General features: G+C 50.1%; 21 protein-coding genes. 18 read left to right on the top strand and 3 right to left on the bottom strand.

The window, feature by feature from the left end; all coding sequences use genetic code 11:
• Positions 1-8 precede the first annotated feature (8 nt).
• From AC9UCN_RS05105 to def, 3 genes are all read left to right on the top strand, one after another.
• A complete protein-coding gene (locus tag AC9UCN_RS05105) occupies positions 9-3,410 on the top strand; it encodes a pyruvate carboxylase (protein ID WP_509524484.1) in 3,402 nt (1,133 codons plus the stop codon).
• A 70-nt stretch (positions 3,411-3,480) separates the two neighbouring features.
• Positions 3,481-4,692 carry a MinD/ParA family ATP-binding protein gene (locus tag AC9UCN_RS05100; RefSeq protein WP_509524481.1) on the top strand — a complete coding sequence of 404 codons (1,212 nt, stop codon included), beginning with the start codon at positions 3,481-3,483 and terminating at the stop codon, positions 4,690-4,692.
• Between the two features lie 3 nt (positions 4,693-4,695).
• Positions 4,696-5,196 carry a peptide deformylase gene (def, locus tag AC9UCN_RS05095; protein ID WP_509524478.1) on the top strand — a complete coding sequence of 167 codons (501 nt, stop codon included), beginning with the start codon at positions 4,696-4,698 and terminating at the stop codon, positions 5,194-5,196.
• Here the strand turns inward: def and AC9UCN_RS05090 are convergent.
• A complete protein-coding gene (locus AC9UCN_RS05090) occupies positions 5,193-7,025 on the bottom strand; it encodes an AMP-dependent synthetase/ligase (protein WP_509524475.1) in 1,833 nt (610 codons plus the stop codon). The two genes, def and AC9UCN_RS05090, sit on opposite strands and share 4 nt — an antisense overlap.
• A 143-nt stretch (positions 7,026-7,168) precedes the next feature.
• On the opposite strand from AC9UCN_RS05090, the gene AC9UCN_RS05085 reads away from it, so the two are divergent.
• From AC9UCN_RS05085 to AC9UCN_RS05075, 3 genes are read left to right on the top strand one after another with little or no spacing between them, the layout of a single operon-like run.
• A complete protein-coding gene (locus AC9UCN_RS05085) occupies positions 7,169-8,119 on the top strand; it encodes an ROK family protein (RefSeq protein ID WP_509524472.1) in 951 nt (316 codons plus the stop codon).
• 46 nt (positions 8,120-8,165) lie between these two features.
• Positions 8,166-8,855 (top strand): lysophospholipid acyltransferase family protein, encoded by a 690-nt coding sequence (locus tag AC9UCN_RS05080; protein ID WP_509524470.1) that lies wholly within the window; start codon positions 8,166-8,168, stop codon positions 8,853-8,855.
• An 8-nt stretch (positions 8,856-8,863) separates the two neighbouring features.
• Complete coding sequence (locus AC9UCN_RS05075; protein ID WP_509524468.1) at positions 8,864-10,222, top strand: class II 3-deoxy-7-phosphoheptulonate synthase; 1,359 nt, start codon at positions 8,864-8,866, stop codon at positions 10,220-10,222.
• Here AC9UCN_RS05075 and pknB read toward each other — a convergent pair.
• Positions 10,219-12,075, bottom strand: a complete 1,857-nt coding sequence (gene pknB / locus AC9UCN_RS05070; protein WP_509524466.1) for a Stk1 family PASTA domain-containing Ser/Thr kinase — start codon at positions 12,073-12,075, stop codon at positions 10,219-10,221. The two genes, AC9UCN_RS05075 and pknB, sit on opposite strands and share 4 nt — an antisense overlap.
• 166 nt (positions 12,076-12,241) lie before the next feature.
• Between pknB and AC9UCN_RS05065 the strand changes: the two genes are divergently transcribed.
• On the top strand, positions 12,242-12,589 hold the full coding sequence (locus AC9UCN_RS05065; protein ID WP_509524463.1) for an Rv2175c family DNA-binding protein: 348 nt from the start codon (positions 12,242-12,244) through the stop codon (positions 12,587-12,589).
• On the opposite strand, the gene AC9UCN_RS05060 is transcribed toward AC9UCN_RS05065, so the two are convergent.
• Positions 12,586-13,698 (bottom strand): polyprenyl synthetase family protein, encoded by a 1,113-nt coding sequence (locus AC9UCN_RS05060; RefSeq protein ID WP_509524461.1) that lies wholly within the window; start codon positions 13,696-13,698, stop codon positions 12,586-12,588. The genes AC9UCN_RS05065 and AC9UCN_RS05060 overlap by 4 nt on opposite strands.
• A gap of 66 nt (positions 13,699-13,764) precedes the next feature.
• Between AC9UCN_RS05060 and AC9UCN_RS05055 the strand changes: the two genes are divergently transcribed.
• From AC9UCN_RS05055 to murC, 11 genes are all read left to right on the top strand, one after another.
• Positions 13,765-14,118 carry a DUF3040 domain-containing protein gene (locus tag AC9UCN_RS05055; RefSeq protein ID WP_509524458.1) on the top strand — a complete coding sequence of 118 codons (354 nt, stop codon included), beginning with the start codon at positions 13,765-13,767 and terminating at the stop codon, positions 14,116-14,118.
• A gap of 169 nt (positions 14,119-14,287) precedes the next feature.
• Complete coding sequence (mraZ, locus tag AC9UCN_RS05050; RefSeq protein WP_509524456.1) at positions 14,288-14,719, top strand: division/cell wall cluster transcriptional repressor MraZ; 432 nt, start codon at positions 14,288-14,290, stop codon at positions 14,717-14,719.
• A 77-nt stretch (positions 14,720-14,796) separates the two neighbouring features.
• Positions 14,797-15,762, top strand: coding sequence for a 16S rRNA (cytosine(1402)-N(4))-methyltransferase RsmH (rsmH, locus tag AC9UCN_RS05045; RefSeq protein ID WP_509524454.1), 966 nt, complete (start codon positions 14,797-14,799; stop codon positions 15,760-15,762).
• A complete protein-coding gene (gene ftsL / locus AC9UCN_RS05040) occupies positions 15,759-16,238 on the top strand; it encodes a cell division protein FtsL (RefSeq protein ID WP_509524452.1) in 480 nt (159 codons plus the stop codon). Before rsmH ends, ftsL begins: the two co-directional genes overlap by 4 nt.
• A gap of 58 nt (positions 16,239-16,296) precedes the next feature.
• The gene (locus AC9UCN_RS05035; RefSeq protein ID WP_509524448.1) at positions 16,297-18,018 is read left to right on the top strand and encodes a peptidoglycan D,D-transpeptidase FtsI family protein; all 1,722 of its coding nucleotides are present in this window, start codon (positions 16,297-16,299) and stop codon (positions 18,016-18,018) included.
• Between the two features lie 54 nt (positions 18,019-18,072).
• The gene (locus AC9UCN_RS05030) at positions 18,073-19,419 is read left to right on the top strand and encodes a UDP-N-acetylmuramoyl-tripeptide--D-alanyl-D-alanine ligase (protein WP_509524446.1); all 1,347 of its coding nucleotides are present in this window, start codon (positions 18,073-18,075) and stop codon (positions 19,417-19,419) included.
• Complete coding sequence (mraY, locus tag AC9UCN_RS05025) at positions 19,416-20,501, top strand: phospho-N-acetylmuramoyl-pentapeptide-transferase (RefSeq protein WP_509524443.1); 1,086 nt, start codon at positions 19,416-19,418, stop codon at positions 20,499-20,501. Before AC9UCN_RS05030 ends, mraY begins: the two co-directional genes overlap by 4 nt.
• Positions 20,494-21,969: a UDP-N-acetylmuramoyl-L-alanine--D-glutamate ligase gene (gene murD / locus AC9UCN_RS05020; protein ID WP_509524441.1), complete on the top strand. Its 1,476-nt coding sequence runs from the start codon at positions 20,494-20,496 to the stop codon at positions 21,967-21,969. The genes mraY and murD overlap by 8 nt, the downstream gene beginning before the upstream one ends.
• The gene (gene ftsW / locus AC9UCN_RS05015) at positions 21,962-23,194 is read left to right on the top strand and encodes a putative lipid II flippase FtsW (protein ID WP_509524439.1); all 1,233 of its coding nucleotides are present in this window, start codon (positions 21,962-21,964) and stop codon (positions 23,192-23,194) included. Before murD ends, ftsW begins: the two co-directional genes overlap by 8 nt.
• On the top strand, positions 23,191-24,267 hold the full coding sequence (locus AC9UCN_RS05010) for a UDP-N-acetylglucosamine--N-acetylmuramyl-(pentapeptide) pyrophosphoryl-undecaprenol N-acetylglucosamine transferase (RefSeq protein ID WP_509524436.1): 1,077 nt from the start codon (positions 23,191-23,193) through the stop codon (positions 24,265-24,267). Before ftsW ends, AC9UCN_RS05010 begins: the two co-directional genes overlap by 4 nt.
• The gene (murC, locus tag AC9UCN_RS05005) at positions 24,264-25,646 is read left to right on the top strand and encodes a UDP-N-acetylmuramate--L-alanine ligase (RefSeq protein WP_509524434.1); all 1,383 of its coding nucleotides are present in this window, start codon (positions 24,264-24,266) and stop codon (positions 25,644-25,646) included. Before AC9UCN_RS05010 ends, murC begins: the two co-directional genes overlap by 4 nt.
• Positions 25,647-25,653: the final 7 nt, after the last annotated feature.

Raw genomic sequence — 25,653 nt, 5'->3', positions numbered from 1 at the left:
AAGGGCCCATGTTTAGCAAGATTTTGGTCGCAAATCGAGGCGAAATCGCTGTTCGCGCCTTTCGAGCTGCCTATGAGCTTGGTGCCAAGACAGTGGCCGTTTTTCCATATGAAGATCGGAACTCCACACACCGTCAAAAAGCTGACGAGGCATATCAAATTGGTGAAAAGGGTCACCCGGTAAGTGCTTACCTGAACGTTGCCGAAATCATTCGAGTTGCAAAAGCCTGCGGAGCCGACGCCATTTACCCGGGCTATGGTTTTTTGTCCGAGAATCCTGACCTGGCAAAAGCTGCTCGTGAAAACGGCATTTCATTTATCGGTCCAAGCTCAGAGGTTTTAGAGCTAGCTGGCAACAAGGTAAACGCAATTGCCGCAGCGACCAAAGCCGGCGTTCCAGTTTTGCAATCCTCTGGGTCTTCCGAAGATCCAAAGCAGCTAATCAAAGCGGCAGAAAAGATTGGCTTTCCGCTTTACGTTAAAGCGGTAGCTGGTGGTGGCGGACGCGGCATGCGCCGCGTCGCAGATGCCAAGGATCTTGCCGAGGCAATCGATCAGGCCTCAAGGGAGGCGCAAAGCGCATTTGGCGATGCCAGGGTCTTTCTTGAGCAAGCCGTTCTTAGACCTCGTCACATCGAGGTTCAGATCTTGGCCGATAGCGAAGGCAATGTTGTTCATCTCTTTGAGCGCGATTGCTCAATTCAGCGCCGTAATCAGAAGGTGGTTGAGATTGCTCCAGCCCCAAACATCGATGAGACTCTCCGTAAGCAGCTATACAAAGATGCCGTCAACTTCGCCAAGGAGCTTGGCTACCAAAACGCCGGAACGGTTGAGTTCCTGGTCGAAACTGTAGGCCCAAACGCGGGCAAGCACGTGTTTATTGAGATGAATCCAAGGATTCAGGTGGAGCACACCGTAACCGAGGAAATCACTGACATCGACCTAGTGCAGTCTCAGATGCGTATTGCTTCGGGCCAGAGCCTTCAGGACATAGGCCTTTCACAAGAAACTATTTCGATGCGAGGCTTTGCGATTCAGTGCCGAATCACAACCGAAGATCCTTCAGCTAACTTCAGGCCCGACACCGGAAAGATAACTACCTATCGCTCTCCCGGAGGAGCAGGAATTCGACTCGATGGGGGAACGGTCACAGCCGGTTCAGAAGTTTCACCACACTTTGATTCTTTGCTCGTGAAGCTGGTCGCAAGAGGTCTAACCTTTGAGGCAGCTGTTGCAAGAGCCAGAAGAGGGCTCGCCGAATTCAGAATTCGCGGAGTCGCAACTAACATTTCTTTCCTTCAAGGCGTTTTAGAAGATGAAACCTTTGCAACTGGAAACTTGAGTACCGCCTTCATAGAAGAGCGACCTGAGCTTATGCTCACTAGACCTTCAAAAGATCGTGGAACAAAGCTGTTGCAGTGGTTAGCAGAAACTACCGTGAACCAACCAAACGGCCCAAGGCTGAACTACGTGAACCCTGCCATCAAACTTCCCACTGTCGACCTAACGGTTCCAGCCCCAGCTGGATCAAGGCAAAGACTTTTGGCTCTTGGTCCGGTAGCGTTTGCAAAGGAACTCCGAGGCCAAAAACACGTTGCAATTACCGACACAACTTTCAGAGACGCGCATCAATCGCTTCTTGCAACGAGAGTGCGAACCAGAGACCTGGTTCAGGTGGCACCGCATCTGGCGCGTCTAACCCCACAGCTTCTTTCTGTTGAAGCTTGGGGAGGAGCAACATATGATGTGGCACTTAGATTCTTGGCCGAAGACCCTTGGGAAAGATTAGCCGCTCTGCGTGAGGCAATCCCAAACATTTGCCTTCAGATGCTGCTTCGTGGTCGAAACACCGTTGGCTACACACCATACCCAGAAACTGTTACAGATGCGTTTGTGAAAGAAGCTGCTGAGTCGGGTGTGGATATATTCCGGATCTTTGATGCGCTAAACGATGTGGAGCAGATGCGTCCTGCTATTGAAGCGGTACTTGCAACCAAGACCGCGATTGCGGAAGTTGGAATCTGCTACACCGGAAACCTACTTGACCCTAAAGAAGATCTATACACACTTGATTACTATTTGAAGCTTGCTCAGAAGATTGTTAGCGCTGGTGCTCACATTATTGCAATCAAGGACATGGCAGGTCTGTTGCGTCCTGAAGCTGCCAGGTTGCTCGTTGCCACCCTGCGTGAGAAATTTGATTTACCCGTTCACCTACACACCCACGACACCGCGGGCGGTCAACTAGCGACACTATTGGCAGCAATTGAAGCCGGTGTTGACGCTGTGGATGTTGCAAGCGCTCCGATGAGTGGAACCACCTCACAGCCATCGGCTTCGTCTTTGGTTGCAGCGCTTTCGAACACGGACCGCGATTGCCAGATTCCACTGTCTGCATTCACCCAGCTTGAGCCGTATTTCGAAGCCGTCAGGCGAGTGTATGCACCCTTTGAATCAGGTTTACCGGCACCTACCGGTCGGATCTATGATCACGAGATTCCAGGTGGACAGCTCTCGAACCTGCGTCAGCAGGCAATTGCTTTAGGACTCGGGGACCAGTTCGAACAGATTGAGGACATGTATGCGGCCGCCAACAAGATATTAGGAAGGCCACCGAAGGTGACACCTTCGTCGAAGGTTGTCGGCGACCTTGCCCTGCACCTCGTCGCAGTGGGTGCTGACCCAGAGGATTTTGCAAATAATCCGCAGAATTATGACATCCCAGACTCAGTTGTCGGTTTTATGGCTGGAGCATTGGGTGACCTACCTGGTGGCTGGCCAGAACCTTTCCGAAGCAAGGTACTCAAGGGCAAAACTGTCGATCTATCGCTAACCGAGGTTTCTGCTGAGGATCTGGCTTTGCTGGCGGGCAGCAGTTCTGATCGACGTGCAACGCTAAACAGATTATTGTTTCCGGACCCATACCGGGAGTTCAAGAAGATGCGAGAGAACTACGGAATCCTGGATCAAGTAGACACCATCGACTTCTTTTATGGTCTTGAGCAAGGAAAAGAACACGTTATTGAACTTTCCAAAGGCCTCACATTGTTTATTGGCCTGGAAGCGATTGGAACACCTGACGCTAAGGGCTTTAGAACAGTTATGGCAACGCTCAACGGTCAGCTACGTCCAATAAACGTGCGGGATCGAAAGATTGTTAGCGATGTGGTGAGCTCTGAAAAAGCAGATGTTTCTAAACTTGGCCACGTTGCTGCACCATTTCAGGGTGTTGTCACCCTAAAAACAGTGGCCGGGGCAAAAGTTGAATTGGGTCAGCCGGTTGCAAGCATTGAGGCCATGAAAATGGAAGCCACAATTACAGCCAGCATGGCCGGAACCGTCAAGCGGCTTGCCATTTCCAGCACCCAGTCTGTTGACGCGGGCGATCTAATCCTTGAAATAGAGGGCTAATTCGCGCACCTTAGGCAACTGCCTTAGAATTACATAGTTGATTTTGATTCGGTCACTTAGGAGATAGTTCTTGTCAAAGAAAAAAGGTTCTGGATTCGGGGAAGACGGAGCAGGTCTTGGAGAAAACTCTCCAAATGTTGACCCAGCGGATTTTGGTTCTGAGGGTAGTTCTCAACTTTCTGTGGTTTCAAACGAAGTTGACATCTCACCAGCCACATCTTCCATCGAGGTGATTCCAGACACCAGCGCGCAAGAGCTTGAGCCTATTGTCACCGAAGAGCAGGACCAAGCAAGAACTGGATACTCACGAAGAGACAGTCTTCGTGGCGAGACTTTTGACGAACCAGAGCCAGCCGCGATGCTCACGGCGGATAGGCTGATTGACGCATCAGCAAAGTTTCGTGCGGCTCCCGAATCTGGTTGGCGCCGCTTTGTTTTCTTTATCAGTCTGAAACTAATTAATTTAGGTGATTCGCCCAAAGTCAAAGCACGCAAAGCCATGGATGCCAGAATTGGCGCATTGCTCGAGGGTGGAACAAAGTACATTCCAGTTCTCACTAGAAAAGGGGGTGTTGGTAAAACCACCATCAGCACACTTCTTGGTATGGCACTAGCTCAGATCAGGGAAGACCGAGTCATTGCAATTGATGCCAATCCAGACCGTGGAACCTTAGCCGAGCGTGTTAGCAAGTCAACTAGATTCACTGTTCGAGACGTCGTCAATAGAGCTGCTTCAATAGATGGCTTCGCCGAGTTTTCCAACATGGTTTCAAGAGATGAGACACGTCTTGATGTTTTGGCTTCAGATGCTGACCCAATGCTTTCAGAAGCTTTCAACGAGGGTGATTACAACGTGGTTGCCGACATGGCAGCTCGTTACTATTCGGTAGTAATTACTGACTGCGGTACAGGAATTGTTCACTCGGTTATGAGACCCACCCTGCAACGAGCCAGTACCTTGGTTATTGTCTCCGGTGGTTCTGTTGACGAAGCAAGACTGGCTTCGGAGACTCTAACCTGGCTAGAAGCGAACGGATTTGGTGAACTGGTTAGAAACTCTGTTGTTGCACTAAACACCGCAACCCAAGCGACACTTTTGGTAAAGCTAGACGAGATCGAACAGCACTTCAAAACTAGGGTTCGCTCAGTAATTCGTATTCCATATGACTCAGCTCTTGCTGCTGGATCAGTTATCAAGTTCAATGAGCTAAACAAACAAACTCGTGAAGCGGCTAGAGAACTAGCTGCCGAGGTTGTTGGCTCCATTCTTTCCCCGCTCTAATTTATGGCCGATAGACAGATTCGGTTATTTGGGGACCCAGTTCTTAGAACTGCGTCGGATCCAATACCTGAGATAACCGATTCCATTCGAAACCTGATTCTTGATTTAGAGCGGGCAACCGACCTACCGGGTCGCGCAGGAGTTGCCGCTCCACAAATCGGTGTGAACCTTCGAGCGTTCAGCTATAAGGTCGATGGGGTTATTGGGCACCTGATCAATCCAGTTCTTGTTGAAACTTTTGGTGAACCAGAACTAGTTGACGAGGGTTGCCTTTCACTTCCGGAGATCTGGTCAAAAACCCCAAGGTACCCAAAGGTAAAAGTTTCTGGAACAACTCTCGAGGGTGATCAAGTAAACATTGAAGCCGAAGGGTTATTGGCTCAAGTTTTGCAGCACGAAATAGACCACCTAGACGGCAAGGTGTATTTAGATCGCTTAGACCCTGAAGCTAGAAAAATCAGCATGGCAGCGCTTCGCGAAACCAGCTGGTTTATGGCCAACTAGCTCGGAAGATTAATAGCGTCCGAGGTAGTCGGTGCTCCGCCGTAGATCTTGTCAATTAGGGGTGAGAAATCTCTTGCCACCGCTTCTCGTTTGATTTTCATCGAGGGGGTGAGGTGCCCAGACTTCTCCGAAAGCTCACTGTCGATTACCTCAAACTTCTTGATAGCTTCGGCGTTGGAAACAGTTGCATTGACTTCATCAACTGCCTTCTGAAGCTCCTGTAATACCCTCGGGTTAGTGGCCGCTTCAGAAAGGGTGAGATCTGAAGGCTGACCGTTATTTGCAAGCCACACCGGCATCATCTCTGGATCTAATGAGAGTAGAGCTGCAACAAAAGGCCTCTGGTCACCGATGACAACGGCCTGACCAATAATTGGGCTGGCTCGAAGCGGATCCTCCAAGGCGGTAGGGGCAACGTTTTTACCACCAGCAGTGACAATTAGCTCTTTCTTGCGACCAGTGATGGATATGAAACCTTCTTCATCTAGTTCGCCGATGTCTCCGGTTCTAAACCAACCATCCTGGATTGCGGCTTTGGTGGCTTCTGGATTCTTCCAATAGCCGCGCAAGACATTCGAGCCTTTCAAAAGAATCTCGCCATCATCGGCAATCTTTACAGCACAACCGGGAAGCACCCTTCCCACCTTGCCAATCTTGGCATCAGAGGGTCTTCCGATCATGGCTGGTGCACTGGTTTCGGTGAGACCGTAACCTTCCAGAACAACCAGCCCTATTGAGCGGAAGAAGTGTCCCAATCTTTCGCCTAGTGGTGCGCCACCAGATACTGCGTACTTAACCTGACCACCCATTGCAGCTCGCAGTTTCTTGTAAACCAGCGCGTCAAAGACCTTGTGCTCAAGCTTCAAAAGAAGCGACGGGCCACCTTTGGTGTCTTGTGCTCTTGAATAGTCGATTGCAACTTGAACTGCCTTGCGGAAAATCTTGCCCTTGCCGCCAGCTTCTGCCTTTTGCTCCGCTGAGTTATAAACCTTTTCAAAGACTCTAGGAACAGCCAATAAGAAGTCTGGGTGGAACGACTGCATGGATGCGGCCACCGTGGTGGTATCTGGCTGGTGTCCGACCTTGATACCAGCGTGCACGCAAAGAATCGAAATGAACCTTGCGTAAACGTGGGCCAGAGGGAGGAACAAAACTGTAGCTTTGCCTTCTTGGACAACTTCTGGAAGCTCCAACATGGCGTTTTTGGAAAGGTCCACAAAACCGCGGTGCAGTAGCTCACAACCCTTTGGCTTACCGGTTGTGCCGGAGGTGTAGATTATTGTCGCTAGCGAATCAAGGTTTTGTGAGCTGCGAGCTTTCTCCAGTTGTTCGGCTGAAACTTCTTTGCCCATAGCGACAAGTTTTACCAGCGGGTCATCGTCAAATTTCCATACCTGTTTTACTGAAGGAACCGATGCTTTGATTCTCTCGAATCTGCTGAGGTGCTCTGAAGTCTCAACAAATAGCGCAACCGAGTTAGAGTCCGACAGCACCCACTCAATTTGAGCTGGAGCACTTGTTTCATAAATCGGAACGCTTACCGCACCGGCAAACCAAAGAGCGTAGTCAACTAGTGCCCACTCATAACGAGTTCGACTCATAATGGCAACGGCGTCGCCAGGATTTATGCCAGCTGCAATAAAGCCCTTGGCGAGATCCTCTACCTGTTCAAGAAAGTCCTTGGCGCTAACATCGGTCCAAACTCCAGGGGTTTTTTCGATTGCGAACAGCGGGATGTTCGGAGTCTTTCGGACTCTGTTTCTAAGCAGGTCAGTTATGTTCTCGCTTGCAGCGGTTTCGACCAAGGAAGGCAGTTCGTAGGATCTCATTTTTGTCTCCTAATTCACGCAATTTTTGATAACTATAGACCCATCCATCCCTGTTTTGAGCAAAACTACCCCTGCCGAAATCTCAATTCGGCAGGTAAACTCCTTTTTTGGTCAAATTTGGACTTTCTAGGCAGGCTCTTCTAATGCACGCAATAGGTATCGACATCGGTGGCACCAAAATGGCCGGCGCCCTTGTTGATGACTCCGGCAACATCTTGAGTGAGCTCAAGGTTCCCAGCCCAATTGATGATTCAGACCAGATGATCGAGGCCATTGGCTCGCTGATTTCAACACTCGCTGAAGGTGCGCAAGTAGTTGCTGTCGGGGTGGCTGCCGCGGGATTTATGAGCGCCGATCGAGAGATTATGTATCACTCGCCAAATATTGCCGCCTGGCGCAATGAACCGCTGAAAAAGCGAATAGAGGCCAAAACCAAGCTTCCCGTGTTCCTTGAAAACGATGCAAACGCTGCTGGGTGGGCAGAGTTTCGCTTTGGTGCAGGTGAAGGTTCAAAATCCATGATCATGCTCACAATTGGCACTGGCGTTGGCGGGGCGATTATCTCGGACGGCATCTTGCTAAAAGGTGGTTTCGGTATCGGGGGAGAACTTGGCCACGCGGTGTTGCATCCAGGAGGCAAGCAGTGTGGTTGTGGGCAAAGTGGCTGTGTTGAGTCATATTGCTCTGGTACGGCTCTACTCAAAGCGGCACGTGAGCTTGCCCAATCGAGTGACTCAAAGGCAGCAAGGCTAAATGAATTGATGCTTGCAACAGGTGAGCTATCCGGTGAGCAGCTCTACCAGGCCATTTCCGAAGACGATAGTGCTGCCAATGAGCTAATTGTTGAGCTCGGTCAAAACCTTGGGACAGCTATCGCGTCTATTTATGTGCCGTTGCTGGATCCTGAACTTGTAGTTATCGGAGGTGGCGTTAGCGCGGTGGGGGATCGATTACTTGATCCGATTAGGTCTTCTTTTGAGCGATTGATTCCAGCTAAGGGTTATCGGCCGGAGCTGAAGATCATGAAAGCAAAGTTTTTGAACCAGGCAGGCCTTATCGGAGCTGCCGACTTAGCCCGCCATAGCGTTAGCTAGGCTCGAACACTAAACTTGAGATTTAGCCCAGGATAGGGAGGTAGCCATGACGTATTTCATTCTGAAGACGTTCGTTCTAGGTCCTCTGCTGCGCTTTATTTTTAGACCATGGACTCGCGGGGTTGAGAATGTGCCAACCTCAGGAGCTGCAATTCTGGCCAGCAATCATCTTTCTTTCTCGGACTCCATATTCTTGCCACTCCAGTGCCCAAGACCGGTAGTTTTCCTTGCCAAGAGCGAATACTTCACAGGCAAGGGCATCAAGGGATTTTTTGTGAAGCTATTTTTCAAGTCCACGGGACAGCTGCCAATTGATAGATCTGGCGGCAAGGCCTCGGAGGCCGCTTTGAATACCGGACTGGGTGTTTTGGAGCAAGGCCAGCTTCTTGGTATCTACCCAGAAGGAACCAGATCACCTGATGGCAAGCTCTACCGTGGACGAACAGGAATCGCCCGCATGGCGCTAGAGGCAAAAGTTCCCGTGATTCCCGTTGCAATGATTGACACCGAAAAAGTGCAGCCAATTGGAACCAGGTTTCCACGGGTTCGCCGGGTGGGGATTGTTTACGGAAAACCTTTGGATTTTTCTAGATTTGATGGAATGGAAGGTGACCGAATTGTCTTGCGCGCGGTTACCGATGAAATTATGTACGAGCTGATGCGAATAAGCGGTCAAGAATACGCGGATCAGTACGCTTCGACAGTGAAGGAAAAGCGAGCAGCGCTCGCCACTTAGAATAAATCATGGAGCCAAACATACAAGCTGACCCGAAGGTTTTGAGCGGGCTCGACAATTACCAGAATCTTGTTGCCGCTCAGCAACCGGTCTGGACTGACCAGGCTCGTCTAGCTGCTGCTCGACAGGAACTATCAGCTGTTCCTCCGTTGGTTTTTGCCGGAGAAGTAGATACACTTAGGATCAGGCTCGCTGCAGCTGCTGAAGGAAAAGCATTTTTGTTGCAAGGCGGTGACTGCGCTGAGACCTTTGCTGACGCCACAGCCGATCGTATTCGTAACCGAGTCAAGACAATTTTGCAGATGGCTGTTGTTTTGATGTATGGAGCATCACTGCCGGTTGTGAAGATGGGTCGCATGTCCGGCCAGTTTGCAAAGCCTCGTTCTTCGGACACCGAAACTCGAGGGGATGTAACCCTACCTGCATACCGAGGCGATGCGGTAAATGGCTACGATTTCACACCCGAATCCAGAGCTACTGATCCAGCCAGGATGGTGCGCGCGTATCACACCTCGGCCTCAACGCTGAATTTGATTCGCGCCTTCACTACTGGTGGTTTTGCAGATCTTCGTTCGGTTCACGAGTGGAACAAGGGCTTCACTGATAACCCAGCTAACTCTCGTTACGAACAACTAGCGGGAGAAATTGACCGCGCGATTAGGTTCATGGCTGCATGCGGCGCTGACTTTGACGCTCTCAAGAGCACCGAGTTCTACGTTTCACACGAGGCTTTGTTGTTCGACTACGAACGCCCGCTGACCAGAATTGATTCTCGTACCGGTAACCCTTACGGAACCAGCGGACATTTTCTTTGGGTGGGCGAGAGAACCAGGCAGCTTGATGGAGCTCACATTGACTTCATGGCAAGACTTAGAAACCCAATTGGCGTAAAACTTGGTCCTGCCACGAAACCAAAGGATGTCTTGGACCTAATCGAAAAGCTTGACCCAAATCGTGAGCCTGGCAGGCTTACCTTTATAACCCGAATGGGTGCATCTCAAATCAGAGAGAAACTGCCACCTCTTATTGAGGCCGTTTTGGCAAGCGATGCTAAGCCGCTTTGGGTAACCGATCCGATGCACGGCAATGGCATCACAACCAAAAATGGTTACAAGTCTCGTCACTTTGACGATGTTATGGATGAAGTTTCCGGATTCTTTGATGTTCACAAATCGCTTGGCTCATTCCCTGGCGGTTTACACATTGAGCTAACCGGTGACGATGTTGCCGAGTGTTTGGGCGGATCTGAGAAAATTGATGAGGCTACTTTGGAGCAGCACTATGAATCGCTTTGCGATCCAAGACTTAATCACATGCAGTCACTCGAGCTAGCCTTCTTGGTTTCAGAAAAGCTCTCGAAGCGCTAGCGCGTATAGATAGTTACTTGGGTTCCAACACGAACCCTTGTAGATGCTGCAGGGTTTTGCCTGGTGACCTTCACAACCCCAAATCGACTACTGAGTTGATCGGTGTCTACCAACACAGTAAACCCGAGCGATTCAAGTGCATTCTTGGCGGCAGCTACCGTCTCTCCAACAACATTTGGCAAAGTCATAAACTCCGGACCCTTAGAAACGTTTAGGGTCACAGATCCTGATTCAGGGAGTGGATCAGATGACGCGGTTATGGAAACAACCCGCCCTGCTGGAACATCATCATTGAACACCTCTAGGGAAGTCACGGTAAGCCCCAGTGCTTCCAGGGTCTGAGTAGCCTGCGAGAAATCCTCCGCGATAACATCCGGCAACGGCCCAAGCGAAACGCGTAAATCCACCACACTGCCTTCATCTAGCGAAGTCCCAGTCGGTTTCGAAAATTCTAGAACTTGACCTGCCTCTGCGAGGCCAAAAAACGAAGAAACATTTCCAACTATGAGCCCAGTTGACTCCAGCAACTCGGTAGCTTGTTCTAGGTCTAGACCTAAGGATTCTGGAACTAGCACTTGCTTTGGCCCAAGGGAGATGAACACAGTCACCTCGGACTGCTTGAAAACTCTGGTGCCAGCGGTTGGCTCCGTTCTTATGACTAGGCCAACGGGAACTTGGGCGTCGTGCTCTTCTTGCTCAATAACTGTGAGACCCATTGGCTCAAGGGCAGAAACGGCAACTTCTAATGACCTACCTTCGAGCTCGGGGACAATTGCTAGACCACCTGGACCGCTGGCAAACCACCAGCCCGCTCCACTAGAAGCAAAAATTGCCAGCAAGGTTAGTATCACTACCCAACGCCCGCTGCGTCTGTTAGCTTTTTTGAGCTTTACGAAGCCATCATTTATTTGCGAAGGCTGATCTATCTGATATTCACCAATAACTTCGGTCGCACCGGCCGGAGCAACAAACACTTCGGTGTTGTTTCTAATAACTCCAAAGTCTTCGAAGGTTGTAGTCAGACCGCGCTTGATGTCTGATTTGGCTCGAGAAATAACAGGAAGTAATTCCTTGGCGCTAGCGGGGCGGTCATTCGAATTTCTAGCAGTGGCCCAGAGCACTATTTCATCTAGCAGTTCAGGAACTTTCGGGTTCAAACTAGATGGCGCCGGAATGTTGCTATTTGCATGTTGGTAGGCGATCTGAACGGCTTGATCACCTGAGTAGGGCTGTTTACCGGTAAGCATTTCAAAAGCCATAACCCCAAGCGAGTAGATATCACTTCGAGCGTCAGCTTGACCGCGGAGCACCAGCTCGGGGGATAGGTAGGCGGCGGTTCCAACAATCGATCCTGTTTGCGTATGGGAAGAGATTTCCCTAGCTAAACCAAAGTCACCGAGTTTGACTGTTCCGTTGTCCGATAAGAATACGTTTTCGGGTTTTAGGTCTCGGTGTAAAACTCCGGCGGTATGAGCTGCAGCCAAACCTGCAGTCAGGGGCTCCAGAATTTCCAAGACCCTGTCAGGCGATAGCGCGCCAAAGTCATTAAGGGCATCTCGTAGGTTGATGCCAGGTACAAATTCCATCACTAAGAACGTGATGTCGTTGTCAGTTCCCTGGTCAAATACGTTTACCAAGTTGGGGTGAGATAGCGAAGCGGCCATTTTTGCTTCCCGACGAAACTTTTCGACAAAGGATCTATCGGTTGCTAGGTGTGGGTGAATAACCTTGAGCGCAACCTCACGCTCCAAGATTTGGTCTTCGGCTCGATAAACACTCGCCATGCCTCCAGAGGCCACAAAGGCCTTGATCAAATACCGGCCAGCTACCAGTTGACCCAGAAGGTCAGCCATTGAGCTCTCCTGCACTTATAGAGATGTATGAACTTCGCTTCGGCAGCGTCAATAGAGCCAACTCGATTGGCTTGATTGAGCGTATTTGTGGCTTCATAAGCCTTTCTATGTTCACACAGCAAGATTGGTTATTCCGTGAAGGGCTCGGGTGTGGCAATCTAGTAGCGTGAACAATACTTCAGATCCAGTGAAGAACTGGATTACCGTGGAGCAAGCCGCGGAAGCACTCAACGTTCCAAAAGGAAGAGTAAACCGACTCCTAGAGGAATACAGCCTGGTGGCAGTCAAAAAAGATGGACAGCTAATGATTCCAGCTGATGTCATAGTTCAAGGAGAGCCCTTGGCTCCACTTCGAGGAACCATCATCATGCTGCTGGATTCTGGCTACAGCATTGAAGAGTCCATCGACTGGCTATTTACTCACTCTGATGTTTTGGGTCAGACACCAATTGAATCTCTTTTGGAAGGTAAAAAGGCCCCAGTAAGGCGTCTAGCCCAGATGCTAGATATCTAAGCCTGGCGGTTAATAACCTTTTGAGCCATCGACTTTAGCTGCGCCTTGGCCTGGCCATCGATTTCAATTCTTTCTAGAGCAGCCATCGCCTGATCGGCTAGTTCGGTAATGGTTCTCTCAACTTTTTCTAGAGCTTTAGAGCCAACGATTGTTTGTTGCAAGAACGAAACCTGCTCATCTGTTAGCTCTCGCGAAGAGAGCATTTCATCAAACAGCTTGCCAACGGAGGCAGTCAGAGAGGCCCTGGTGTAACCAATAAGCACAGTGCGTTTTCCTTCTCTAAGGTCATCGCCTGCAGGTTTACCGGTAACGGCCGAGTCGCCAAATACCCCCAGCACATCGTCGCGCAATTGGAACGCCATTCCTAGTGGAACACCAAACTCCGATAGCTGCCTTAGCTGATCAGGATTGGCCCCCGCGAATGCTGCACCAATTAGAAGTGGTGCCTCGATTGAGTATTTGGCGCTCTTGTACAAAATGACGTTGTTGGCCCTGCCTACGGCATCTTCTACTGGCCGGGTGATTGCGGCATTTTCTTCCACGACGTCTAGGTACTGACCAGCCATGACCTCAACGCGCATTCGGCTGAACTCATCTCGGCAAGCTGCCGAAACTTCGTTACTTGGAGCATTCAATAGCGCGCTACCGAATATCTCGCTGCTCCAACCAAGCATTAGATCGCCAACAAGAACAGATCCTGCAACACCAAATCTCTCCGGTGAGCCAGCCCAGTAAGAGTTTTTATGAAGGGTTTCAAATCGTTTGTGAACTGCTGGCTGACCGCGGCGCAGATCGGACTGGTCTATCAGGTCATCGTGGACCAATGCCGCACCCTGAAACATCTCGAGTGAGGCCGCAATTCCAACCATGGCTTCGGCCGAGCGCGCACGCTGTTCACTTGATTGAATAGGTGCAGTGCCAAGGTGGCCAACCCAGGACCAATAGCAAAACAACGCCCGAAAACGCTTGCCGCCTTGCAGTAGGGCTTGGGTATAACTCACCAGAGGCGCTAGGTCTTCCGAAATTGCCCCAAACTCTCGCAGCTGGGTGGCACAAAACTCGTCCAGGTGCTCCTGCACCAATTTCAGCAGGCTCTCGGATTCATTCACAGCAATAGCCTAACTAGCTTGATTGGGTTAGACTGAGCTCAAGAGCTATCGAATTGGGAGTTCCTCATGGGTTTGTCAGAGCGCGAACAGCAGCTGCTAGATGAGCTAGAGCGCGGGCTAATGGATAGCGACAAGGGCATAGCCGCTAAGGCTAAGCGGGTCGGAAATCCTGCAGCCAAGCTAATCGGTGGAGCACTATTGGCCGTAGTGGGTCTCGGGGTGCTTCTAACGGGTGTGCTTATTCAGTTCTCCATTGTTGGCGTGGTTGGATTCTTGATCATGCTGGCTGGACTATTTGTTGCCACCTCCAACATCCAACTTCCGGACCTAAGTTCAGGTTTTGGCCAATCCACCCCAAACTCCCCAAAACCTGGCCGCAACTTCTTCGAAGACCGCTGGGATAAGAGGCAAGGAGAGTAAACCCCAGTAATTAGCCCTATTTGACCCTCATTTTGAGGGTCTTTTTTCATTTAAGGCCAAACACGCCCAAATGGGTCTTTTTTCCCAATTTTGACCACAAAGTGGGTCAAAGTGGTGTATAGTGGAGGAAATCGCAAAAGCGGCTTAATTCAAGGGGAAGGGGATTCCGATGCTTCTAGGCACTCACGCCCCCAAGCTGGACGAAAAGGGCAGGGTTATTCTCCCCGCCAAGTTCCGCGATGATCTTTCTTCTGGACTGGTACTTACCCGTGGCCAGGACCGTTGTCTTTACGTTTTCTCCTCAAAAGAGTTTGAGGCGATCAATGAAACTATTCGCCAGGCGCCAATCACTAGCAAGCAGGCCCGCGACTACCTAAGAATCTTTCTTTCCGGAGCGTCGGACGAGATCCCTGACAAGCAGGGAAGAGTAACCATCCCACCAGCTCTTAGAACCTACGCAGGACTAGGTAAAGAGCTAGTTGTTATTGGCGTTGGGTCCAGGGCAGAGATTTGGGACGCTACCGCTTGGACTGAATACCTAGCCAATAAAGAAAATGACTTCTCGGAAATTTCCGAGGAGGTGATTCCAGGCCTGTTTTGACCTTGACTGCCTGATTTGGGTTTGATTTTCTTCCCCGACATCAAAACCAATCAGGCGGCTAAGGGGCCTATCACCTCATGACACAGAAGAACCTCGAATCACTACACGAGCCGGTGATGCTAGCTCGCACCTTGGAGTTACTGGCCCCTGCGCTCGCAAGTGATTCCGCGGTGCTAGTTGATTGCACCCTTGGCCTCGGAGGACACTCCGAGGCTTTTTTGAATAGCTTTGAGAACCTCACCGTAATCGGAATCGACCGTGACCTGGTTGCCCTAGACCTTGCTGGCAAAAGGCTTGAGGCATTTGGCTCACGCGTGAAGTATTTTCACGGAACCTATGAGCAGATTCCTGAGGCTCTTTCGAAGTTCGGTTTTTCTGAAGCGTCGGCAATTTTGATGGATCTGGGCGTTAGCTCAATGCAAATCGATAGCCCAGATCGTGGCTTCGCTTACAGTTTTGATGCCCCGCTGGATATGCGGATGGATTCTTCTTCGGGAGAAACCGCCGCGGAGCTGATTGCAACCGCTAGCGAACTAGAACTAGCTCGAATTTTCAAGGAATACGGTGAAGAGCGCTTTGCGAAGAAAATCGCGGCTGAGATAGTTTCTAGACGAGCTGCCGACCCCATAGTTTCGAGTAAACAGCTGGCTAGCATCATCAGCCAGATCGTGCCCTTCATCCCAGGCAAGTCATCCGGTCACCCTGCAAAGCGGGTCTTCCAGGCTCTTCGAATCGCCGTGAACCAAGAGCTAGAAATTCTTGAAATTGCCATTCCGGCAGCCATTGATGCTCTTGAAGTCGGCGGCAGGTTGCTGGTGTTGGCCTATCACTCGCTGGAAGATCGCATCGTGAAGCAGGCCATAGTGCAGGCCGCTAGTTCATCGGCCCCAATTGACTTACCTTTCGAGCTTCCAGAGCACGCTCCAGTTTTGAAATTAGTAATAAAGGGCGCCGAGCAGGCAACCCTCCAAGAAATAGCTGCAAACCCGCGCTCTGCTTCAGTGCGCTTGCGAGTGGCGGAAAAAATCAGGAAAGTAGCATGAATTCACTAAGAAAATCTCGCGTCAGTGCTCCGGTGGTAATGATTCTGGTGACAGGCTTCGTAGCTGTATCACTACTCCACCTGCTACTTACCATCCTGACCTCTCAGTCTGTGTATGAGCTATCTGATCTGAAGAGAGAAAAGCGCGAGCTTGAAACTACCTCACAGATTCTTTCCGAAGAAGTATCTTCGCTTGCTTCCAATCAGAATTTGCTCAATACCGCTAGCCGCCTAGGCATGGTTGCAAATACCAACCCAGTGTTTCTTCGTTTGACCGATCAGGCAGTGTTGGGTCAGCCGCTTCCTGCACCAATCGCGAGTGCTCAATCCACGAATTTAGTGGCCAATTCAGCAATGATTATTGAGTCAACTCAAATTAACCAGGTGACTGTTCCAGCTAGCGCAACTGAACCAGTGGCAATCCCATCGGAGCCCATTGTTTCGTCCAGCCTGATACCAGCATCACCGACAAGATAAGTCCTGAGAGGTTTCTCCACTAATGAATCCAGCGGGGCAAACCAACACATCCAGAAGAATGAGAGTATTTCTCTCGCTTTCGGCAATTCTGGTGTTAGTTTTTTCAGTTCGACTAATTGATTTTCAGATCGTTCGAGCAGAACAAATCAGTCAGCTCTCCTACGAAAAGCGCGCCGTAGCCCGAACTATTCCTGCTATCCGTGGGGACATTATTGATGCCAACGGCACTATTTTGGCAACTACTGTTTATCGCTACGACATAAACGCGGCGCCAGCGATGGTTGGGCCAGTCGAGAGAGTCATTGATGGAGCTACCCAAGTTACCAGCGTGGAGCAAGTTGCCTCAGAGTTAGCCAGGATATTGCAGGAAGACGTTGCAACCTTGTTGCCAAAACTTAGTGGAACCTCGAACTACGTTAACCTCAAAAAGCGTGTTGATGCCGATACTCACAGACAGATTGTCGAGCTTGGGATTCCTTGGATTTTCTCTGATGCCTTCCAGAATCGGCTCTATCCAAACGGCGCGGTAGCTGGAAACCTGATTGGTTTTGTCGGAACAGACGGCAAGGCTCTTGCAGGAATAGAGCGGCAGTTCAACGCCTGCTTGGCCGGTGTTGACGGCCAAGAGCGTTTTGAAACTGGCGTTGATGGAATAAGGATTCCAGCCAGCGCGGTGGTGACCCAGGAAGTAAATCATGGGCGGGATGTAGTTCTAACCATTGACGCAAGCTTGCAATATCAGGCACAGCAGATTCTTGCCAGCGAGGTAGAGCGCTTGGATGCAGATTGGGCATCTGCGGTGGTCATTGAAGTAAAGACTGGCCGTATCGTTTTAGCTGCTGAAGCACCAAGCGTTGACCCGAACGACCCTGGAAAATCTCCGCCAGAAGAACGTGGTGCAAGGGTTTTCCAGTTTGCCTATGAACCTGGATCCACGATGAAGTCCCTAACCGCTGCCACTGCAATTGATTTGGGTTTTGCAAACATGGGTACCAGAGTGAGTGCGCCGGACTCGATAAGGATTTTTGATAGCACCATCATCGATAGCTTCTCGCACGACACAATGCAATTAACTCTTGCCGGTGTGCTGAGGTACTCCTCAAACGTTGGGACGATCATGATCGCTCAAAACATACCGGCCAGCAGTAGGTATGACTACATGCTCCGGTTTGGCCTAGGCAAACCTACCGAGGTTGGCTTTGAAGGTGAAACCAGTGGAGTGCTAAACAACTACCGGGACTGGGATGGCGTTACAAACATGACAACAACATTCGGTCAGGGATTATCAGCGTCGTCAGTTCAGATGACTTCGGCTTACCAGGCATTGGCAAACTCTGGTGTGCGGTTGAATCCAGTTTTGGTTGCTGGCTGTAGAGACGAAAACGGCGAAATGACCTCAATACCTAAATCCACTGCTACCCAAGTGGTATCGGCGCAAACCGCGCAGGATGTCGTTTTGATGTTGGAAGAAGTTGTCGAGGATGGAGCGATTGGTAGAGCAACCTCTGTCCCTGGTTATCGTTCCGCTGGTAAAACTGGTACCGCAGAAATCCCAGAAGGCTCTGGCTACGGGGATTACTTTGCTACTTCATTTCTAGGAATGGCTCCAGCTGAAGATCCCCAGTATGCGATTGGAGTAATGGTTTACAAACCGAAACAGGTTTACACAAACTCTCAAGCAGCTGTGACCAGTTACCAAAAGATTCTTTCTCAAGTGCTTTTGACAAACAGGATCTCTCCTTCGACAAGTGTCTCTCCAGACATTCCAACGGAGTGGTAGAACATGATAAATCTAAGGCTCAGCGATCTGGCACAAATTTTGAATGGCACCTTGGTGGGCGATCCAACTTCCGAAGTATCTGGAACTGTCGAGACCGATTCCAAGCTAATTAGCTCAGGCAGCCTGTTTTTTGCAAGGCCTGGCGAGGTCACAGATGGTCACAACTTTGTTGGTGATGCTTTGGCTAGGGGCGCTATTGCCGCGGTCGTGCAACGGCAGTTACCGGAGACAATAAATCAGATAGTTGTAAATAACAGCGAAGAAGCACTTGGCGTCTTGGCTTCTTGGTTGGTTGGGCAGCTTAAGGCTAAGGGCAAGCTAAAAGTTGTTGGGATCACCGGTTCAAATGGAAAGACAACCACAAAGAACATGCTTCGAGAAATTCTTAGTCGGGTGGGACCAACCATTGCCCCGATCGAATCCTTTAACAATCGCGTCGGTGCTCCGATTTCAATTTTGCGTGCCGACGAGAAGACCGAGTTTCTTGTTGTTGAAATGGGCGCCGAGGGCATTGGCAGCATTGAATATCTAGCCAAAACGGCTAACCCAGACATTGGAATTATCTTGAAAGTTGGCCTGGCCCACGTGGGAGAATTCGGCGGCATTGATGTCACCGCAAAGATCAAATCTGAACTTGCTAGCTCGCTTCATCCAGGGGCCAAAGTGGTACTAAACGTTGATGACAGCTACGTTCGCGACATGCAGCAGGTAACCAAGGCAGAAGTTAGTTGGTTTGGAACAAGCGCTGAGGCAAGTTACCGAGCTTCGAATGTGACCACGATGGTTGATGGAACCAGCTACACGATGCACTGGCCAGATGGCGATGAGCAAACTATTAGGCTGAACATTCTCGGAGACGTTCACGTCATGAACGCACTTGCCGCTTCTTGCGCGGCGCAGCTACTTGGAGTGAGCAAACAGATCATCGCTGAAACACTCGGGTCGATGCAGCTGGCTGAGCGCTGGAGAATGCAACGGGTTGTTAGAGCCGACGGCGTGACGGTAATCAACGACGCCTATAACGCGAGCCCTGATTCCATGAGAGCCGCGCTGCAGACGTTGGCACAGCTTGGCAGATTCGGGTCAAGAACTATTGCAGTGCTTGGACACATGGCCGAGCTTGGTGACTTGTCGGTATCGGAGCACGACAGCATTGGAAGACTTGTGGTGCGGCTAAACATTGACCAACTCGTTGTGGTCGGCGAGCAAGCCAAAGTGATTCACATGGGTGCTAGTCAAGAAGGCTCATGGGACGGCGAATCGAAGTTTTTCCCCTCGATTGACGAGGCTTTGGAGTATCTGCGTGGGATACTCTCTCAAGGCGATACTGTCTTGGTTAAATCCTCCAAGTCAGCAAACCTAAGGTTTCTGGGAGACCAGCTTATGGAGGCAGTCAAGTGAGAGCATTACTTGCCGCTGGCGCTATCAGCTTGGCTTTCACATTGTTCTTAACCCCGGCCTTTATCTGGCTGTTCCGGAAGTGGAAATGGGGTCAGTTCATTCGCGAGGATGGACCAAAGACCCATCACGTCAAACGCGGCACTCCCACGATGGGTGGCGTTGTCATTATCTTCGCATCTGTCATTGGTTACTTCACTGGAAAGCTGATGAACGGTGAAACACCTTCAATTTCTGCCCTGCTTGTCATCCTGGCGATGGTTGGTCTAGGAATTGTGGGATTCATTGATGATTTCATCAAGACTCACAAACAGAGGTCACTGGGCCTTGGCGGTTGGGCCAAGATCGCTGGTCAAGCTGTCGTGGCTGTGGCCTTTGCGTTCTTCGCATTTGGAAGCCCAAACGAGCGTGGGGTAACTCCAGCATCCACTGAGATTTCTGTTATCCGAGACACCGGATTTGACTTGATGATGTTTGGCAGTGTTGTCGGCTCGATTTTGCTGGTCCTGTGGATCTTCCTGCTCATCTCAGCAACTTCGAATGGCGTAAACATTACCGATGGCCTGGATGGGTTAGCCATCGGTGCCAGCATTATGGCCATCGGAGCTTATGCCGTGATTGGGTTCTGGCAATTTAATCAGGCCTGCGGACGTGTTATTGAAAATGTCGCCAGCTGCTATGAAGTTCGAGACCCTCTAGACCTTGCTGTTATTGCCGCTGCAATCACCGGAGCGGGAATTGGGTTCCTCTGGTGGAACACCACACCAGCTCAAATCATCATGGGGGACACTGGCTCAATGAGCTTGGGAGGTGCTCTTGCAGCACTAGCGATTCTTTCAAGAACTGAAATTCTGCTTGTGCTAGTTGGTGGCTTGTTCGTGATTGTTACCGGTTCTGTTATTTTGCAGCGGGCTTACTTCAAAATGACTAAGGGTAAACGTATTTTCCTGATGAGCCCACTGCATCATCATTTTGAGCTGAAGGGCTGGGCCGAGATTACTGTCGTGGTGAGGTTCTGGATTATTGCAGGACTGTCGGTCTTGTCTGGAATCGGACTGTTCTACCTTGAGTGGATTTATGGCTAACAAGTTGGATTCCCTGGATCACTTTTCCAGTTGGCACTCCGATTGGACTCAACTCTCAGTCGTGGTTGTTGGTTTGGCAAAAACTGGATTCTCAGTTGCAGACACCCTTCATGAGCTTGGCGCCAAACTGCTAGTGGTTGCTGATTCGGCTTCTGCTGAAATTTTGGACATTGTCGAAGTGCTGGGGATACCTTCTGTTATTGGTGAACTAGCCGATCAAAAAATTGCAATCGAGGAATTCAACCCGGATCTTATTGTTGTTTCACCAGGGGTTCCACCCACCAATGCTCTTGTGCAAAGTGCTGTTGAGAAGAAGATTCCCATTTGGGGAGATCTTGATTTGGCTTGGAGACTCAGAGACCGATTTGATGTCAAACAAGAGTGGATCTGCGTCACCGGAACAAATGGAAAAACCACAGTGGTTGAGTTAACCGAAGCAATGCTGCTGGCTTCTGGAGTTAGAGCTGTGGCATGTGGAAACATCGGGAAACCAATTCTGGATTGCATCCGAGACCCTGCAGAGTTTGAAGTACTGGTTGTCGAAGTTTCTTCATTTCAGCTGCACTACATGAATCACATTGAGCCATTTAGCGCTACGTGCCTAAACATTGCCGAGGATCACCTGGATTGGCACGGCAGCTTTGAAGCCTATCGCCTTAGCAAAGAGCGCATTTATGACGGCACAAAAGTTGCGTGCATATACAACCTTGAAGAGGCCGCTACCGAACAGATGGTTCAGGCCGCCACGGTGCAAGATGGTGCCAGAGCAATTGGTTTTGGGCTCGGAACACCAAAACCTAGCAATGTTGGATACGTCGACGAGTTCTTAGTCGACCGAGCTTTTTTGGACCAACGTGCCGATAGCGCTTTGGAGATTGCCAGCCTTGATGACTTTCATGGATTGGGAGTTCTTACACCTCACTTACTGAGCAACATTGCGGCAGCAACTGCGCTGGCAAGGTCCTTTGGGGTGCCACCTGCGGCCTGTCGAGAGGCGTTGCGGAATTTTCGGGTTTCTTCACATCGAATCGAGCTCGTTCTGGAACATGGTGGTGTTCGCTACATTAATGACTCCAAAGCAACTAACTCCCACGCTGCGACGGCTTCGCTATCTTCCTTTGAGAGCGTGGTCTGGATTCTCGGTGGACAGCTAAAGGGAGTAGACATTTCGGGCTTGATTGGGAAGTTCGCTAAGCGTTTGCGGTCAGCCGTTGTAATTGGTGTCAATCGTCAGGAAATTCTCGAGCATTTTGCAGCCTTAGCACCCGCTGTCCCCGTGGTCGAAGTTGGCGACGGTGAGAATGTTATGGAACGAGCAGTTGAATTTGCTTATAGCTCCGCAGCAGCTGGCGACGTCGTTTTACTGGCTCCAGCAGCGGCCTCAATGGATCAGTTTGAGAGCTACCAAGATCGCGGTATGAAGTTCAAGGAAGCAGTTGTGAAAATAGTCGGAGGCTCAAATGCCTAAAGTAAAGGACTTGAGAAAATCCAAAGTCACATCTAGCAAGAAATCCAAGTCATTTCGCCCAAAGGGTGAAAGGCGTCAAAGAATAGCCGAGTGGCTTCGTGATAACTTCCAGGCAGAATCGATTTACTTCTATCGACTTGCAGGGCTAACCGGGTTTCTGGTCGTTTTTGGTCTTGTCATGGTGCTTTCGTCATCATCAATCGATTCGCTAGTTGCAAACCGAGATGCTTTCTACGTCTTTTCTAGGCAGTCGCTGTACGCTGTGGTTGGTCTCGCGGTGATGCTTTTCATTTCAAGTCTCAAGCTCAAAGTAATTCAGAATCTAGTGAAAGCCGCGGTGGTTTTTGGATTCGCGCTTCAGCTTTCGGTTCCGTTTATTGGAATCACAGTCAACGGAAACACTAACTGGATTTCGATTGCTGGTTTTACCCTTCAGCCTGCAGAGTTTCTAAAAGTGGCTCTAATTATGTACATGGCCTGGTTTGTAAGCAACCGAGAGCATGAGCTTGATGACCCGAGAAGAGTGTTGCTCCCAGTTCTAATTGTCGGTGGCGCGGCATTGGCGCTTGTGATGCTTGGTAGGGACCTAGGTACAGCAATCATTATTGCCCTCATCGTCTTTGGCACTCTAGTTATCGCTGGAGCTCCGCTCAGGCCTTTGGTTCAAGTCTTTGTTGGAGTAGCTATTGCAGGTGCGTTGGCTGCGTTTTCAAGCGCCTCGCGTATGGCAAGAATCAACGCTTGGCTTAACCCTGACGCTGCCTCGTCCGACGCTTTCAACTGGCAATACGAACATGGCACTTGGGCTCTAGCTGCCGGAGGAGTGTTTGGGGTCGGCTTAGGCAATTCCAAGATGAAATGGTCCTGGATTCCTGAAGTGGAAAACGATTTTATCTTTGCCGTTATTGGGGAAGAGCTTGGTCTCATCGGAGCTTTAGTGGTGATTGGAATTTTTGCGCTGCTAGTTTCTTCACTGATAGGGATAATGAATAGATCTGATTCGAGCTTCGGCAGGATCATAATTATTGGAGTCATCGTATGGATTGTCGCTCAATCCGCAGTGAACATTGCCGTTGTTCTTGGTGTTCTTCCCGTTCTGGGAGTTCCTTTACCGTTGATTTCTGCAGGTGGCTCATCTTTGATTGCCACGCTTGGGGCAATCGGAATAGTTCTGGCTATTGAAAAAGACAATCATCGAAATGGCTCTAGGTCTAGCAGGCGATGACGAATTATCTTTTGACAGGTGGCGGCACAGCGGGGCACGTTAACCCGCTACTAACCATTGCTTCGGCTCTGCTAGCAAAAAACCAAGGCGATAAGGTCTTTGTTCTGGGAACTAGTTCCGGATTGGAGTCAAGGCTTGTTCCAGAGGCGGGACTGCCGCTGCTACTTATTGAAAAGCTCCCTTTTCCGCGCAAGCTAGGGTTTTATGCAATCGCCTTTCCTTTTCGCTTTCTTGCTTGTGTGAGGAAGGTTAAGAGTTACATCAAAGAGCACAGTATTTCTGCCGTTGTTGGGTTTGGCGGTTACGTTAGCGCCCCTGCTTATCTCGCGGCAAAACAATTGAAAGTTCCTCTTATTTTGCATGAGGGGAATGCTCTGCCTGGTATAGCGAACCGTCTTGGCAATCGCTTCGCATCGGCTGCCGGCAAGGCGTTTAGATCTGCCAACCTGGCTAACTCGGAATTCGTTGGTATGCCAATCCGACCGGCAATCACAAAACTGGCAAGGTCCAAAGATGTTGAAGCTGCAAGAAAGTTCTTTGGACTCCAAGCTCAAACGACAACGCTGCTAGTAACAGGGGGATCGCAAGGGGCCAGAAGCATCAACGAAACAATTGATAGATCTAGAGCGGTTCTCGCAGCAGCTGGTGTTCAGGTGCTGCACATCATTGGAGCATCGAGTGATCTATCAGAGCTTTCGGAGCCCGAGTATAAAAGGGTTCGCTACGTTAACCAAATGGAGTTAGCTATTGCAGCCAGTGACTTTGCGGTGTCTCGCGGAGGAGCTGCAACGGTTTCGGAGTTTTCCGCGGTTGGCTTGCCTGCCCTTTACATTCCGTACGGGGTTGGCAATGGAGAACAGAAGTTTAACCTTCTAGATGTTCTTGCTGCCGGAGGAGCCATAACAGCCACAGATAAGGAATTTGATGAGCAGTACGTAAGGGCGATACTGATTCCTTTGATCTCTGATTCAAAGCGGCTCGCCCAAATGTCGGAATCGGCCAAGCAGGCTGGTGTGCTAGATGGAACCGAGCGATTTGTCGCCTTGATCGAAGAGGTAGTGTCAAGGAGATGATAAAACCCGATTACTCTGTTCCTGTTCCAAACAATCTTGGCAATGTCCATTTCATCGGCATTGGTGGATCCGGAATGAGCGGTATTGCACGGATCCTTATTGGTTTGGGGCACCGGGTATCAGGAAGCGACGTTAGGTCCAGCCCCAACATTGTGGCACTCGAGCAGCTTGGTGCCAAGATAACCATTGGGCACGATGAGGCTAATGTAGCCGATGCCGACACCGTAATTGTCACCAGCGCGCTCTGGCCGAATAACCCTGAGTATTTGCTCGCGAGCAAAAATCAGATTCCGATTATTCATCGCTCTCAGGCACTGGCGCATTTAGCTTCCAAGAAAAGACTTGTGTCTGTAGCGGGGGCGCACGGCAAGACCACCTCCACCGGCATGGTCATCACCGCATTGTTGGGGTTAGGTCAAGATCCAAGCTTTGTTAATGGTGGAGTCATCAGCTCTATTGGAGCTAGCTCGGGCAGCGGTAAGGGTGAACTATTTGTAATCGAGGCCGATGAATCCGATGGATCATTTCTTCATTACGACACATCGGTTGCGCTAATTACCAACGTTGATCCCGACCACCTTGATCACTACGGCAGTATTGAGGCTTTCCATCAGGTCTTCGCCGACTTCGCCAACAAATCAAAAGAACTAGTTGTCATCAACTCAGACGATGCTGGATCAGTAGCCGTTGCAAAGCTAGTTAGTAAGCCAATGATTAGCTTTGGTGAATCCGCTTTTTCAGATGTGAGGGTAAGGGACATTGTTGATGACGCCCAAGTTAGCTTTAGCTTAAGTTACAAAGATAAGACAATCACTTCGACTCTTCGTATAGCAGGCAGGCATAATGCAATAAATGCGGCTGGTGCAGTTGCCACATTGATTGGTTTGGGTTTTGACTTTGAAAAATCACTTTTGGAGGTAGCCAAATTCTCTGGCACGGAGAGGCGTTTTGAGCTTCATGGCGAGAGGCGAGGTGTGAAGGTCTACGATGATTTTGCACACCACCCAACGGAGGTGGCGGCAGCGCTAAGCGGTGCCCGAGCGGTTGTGGGAAAAGGAAAACTTATAACCGTGTTTCAACCTCATCTTTATTCAAGAACTAGGTTGTTTGCTACGGAGTTCGCACAAGCTCTAGCTGCCAGTGATCAAGTTGTTCTTTTGGATATCTACGCAGCCCGGGAAGATCCTGAGCCTGGAGTAACCGGTGAACTGATTCTGAACGCTTTCGCAGATCAACAAAAGATTCACTACGTTAAAGACTGGTCGGAGGCTCCGAAGGTTGCCTCGAATTTGGCAGGACCAGGTGACTTTGTACTCACAATGGGATGCGGAGATGTTTACAAGATGGTCCCAGAAATTCTCGAAGCTCTCGAGGGCTAGTAGAAGC

This window comes from Rhodoluna sp. (genome assembly GCF_036721215.1).
Classification (GTDB): domain Bacteria; phylum Actinomycetota; class Actinomycetes; order Actinomycetales; family Microbacteriaceae; genus Rhodoluna.
This window is presented reverse-complemented; position numbering and strand designations above follow the sequence as displayed.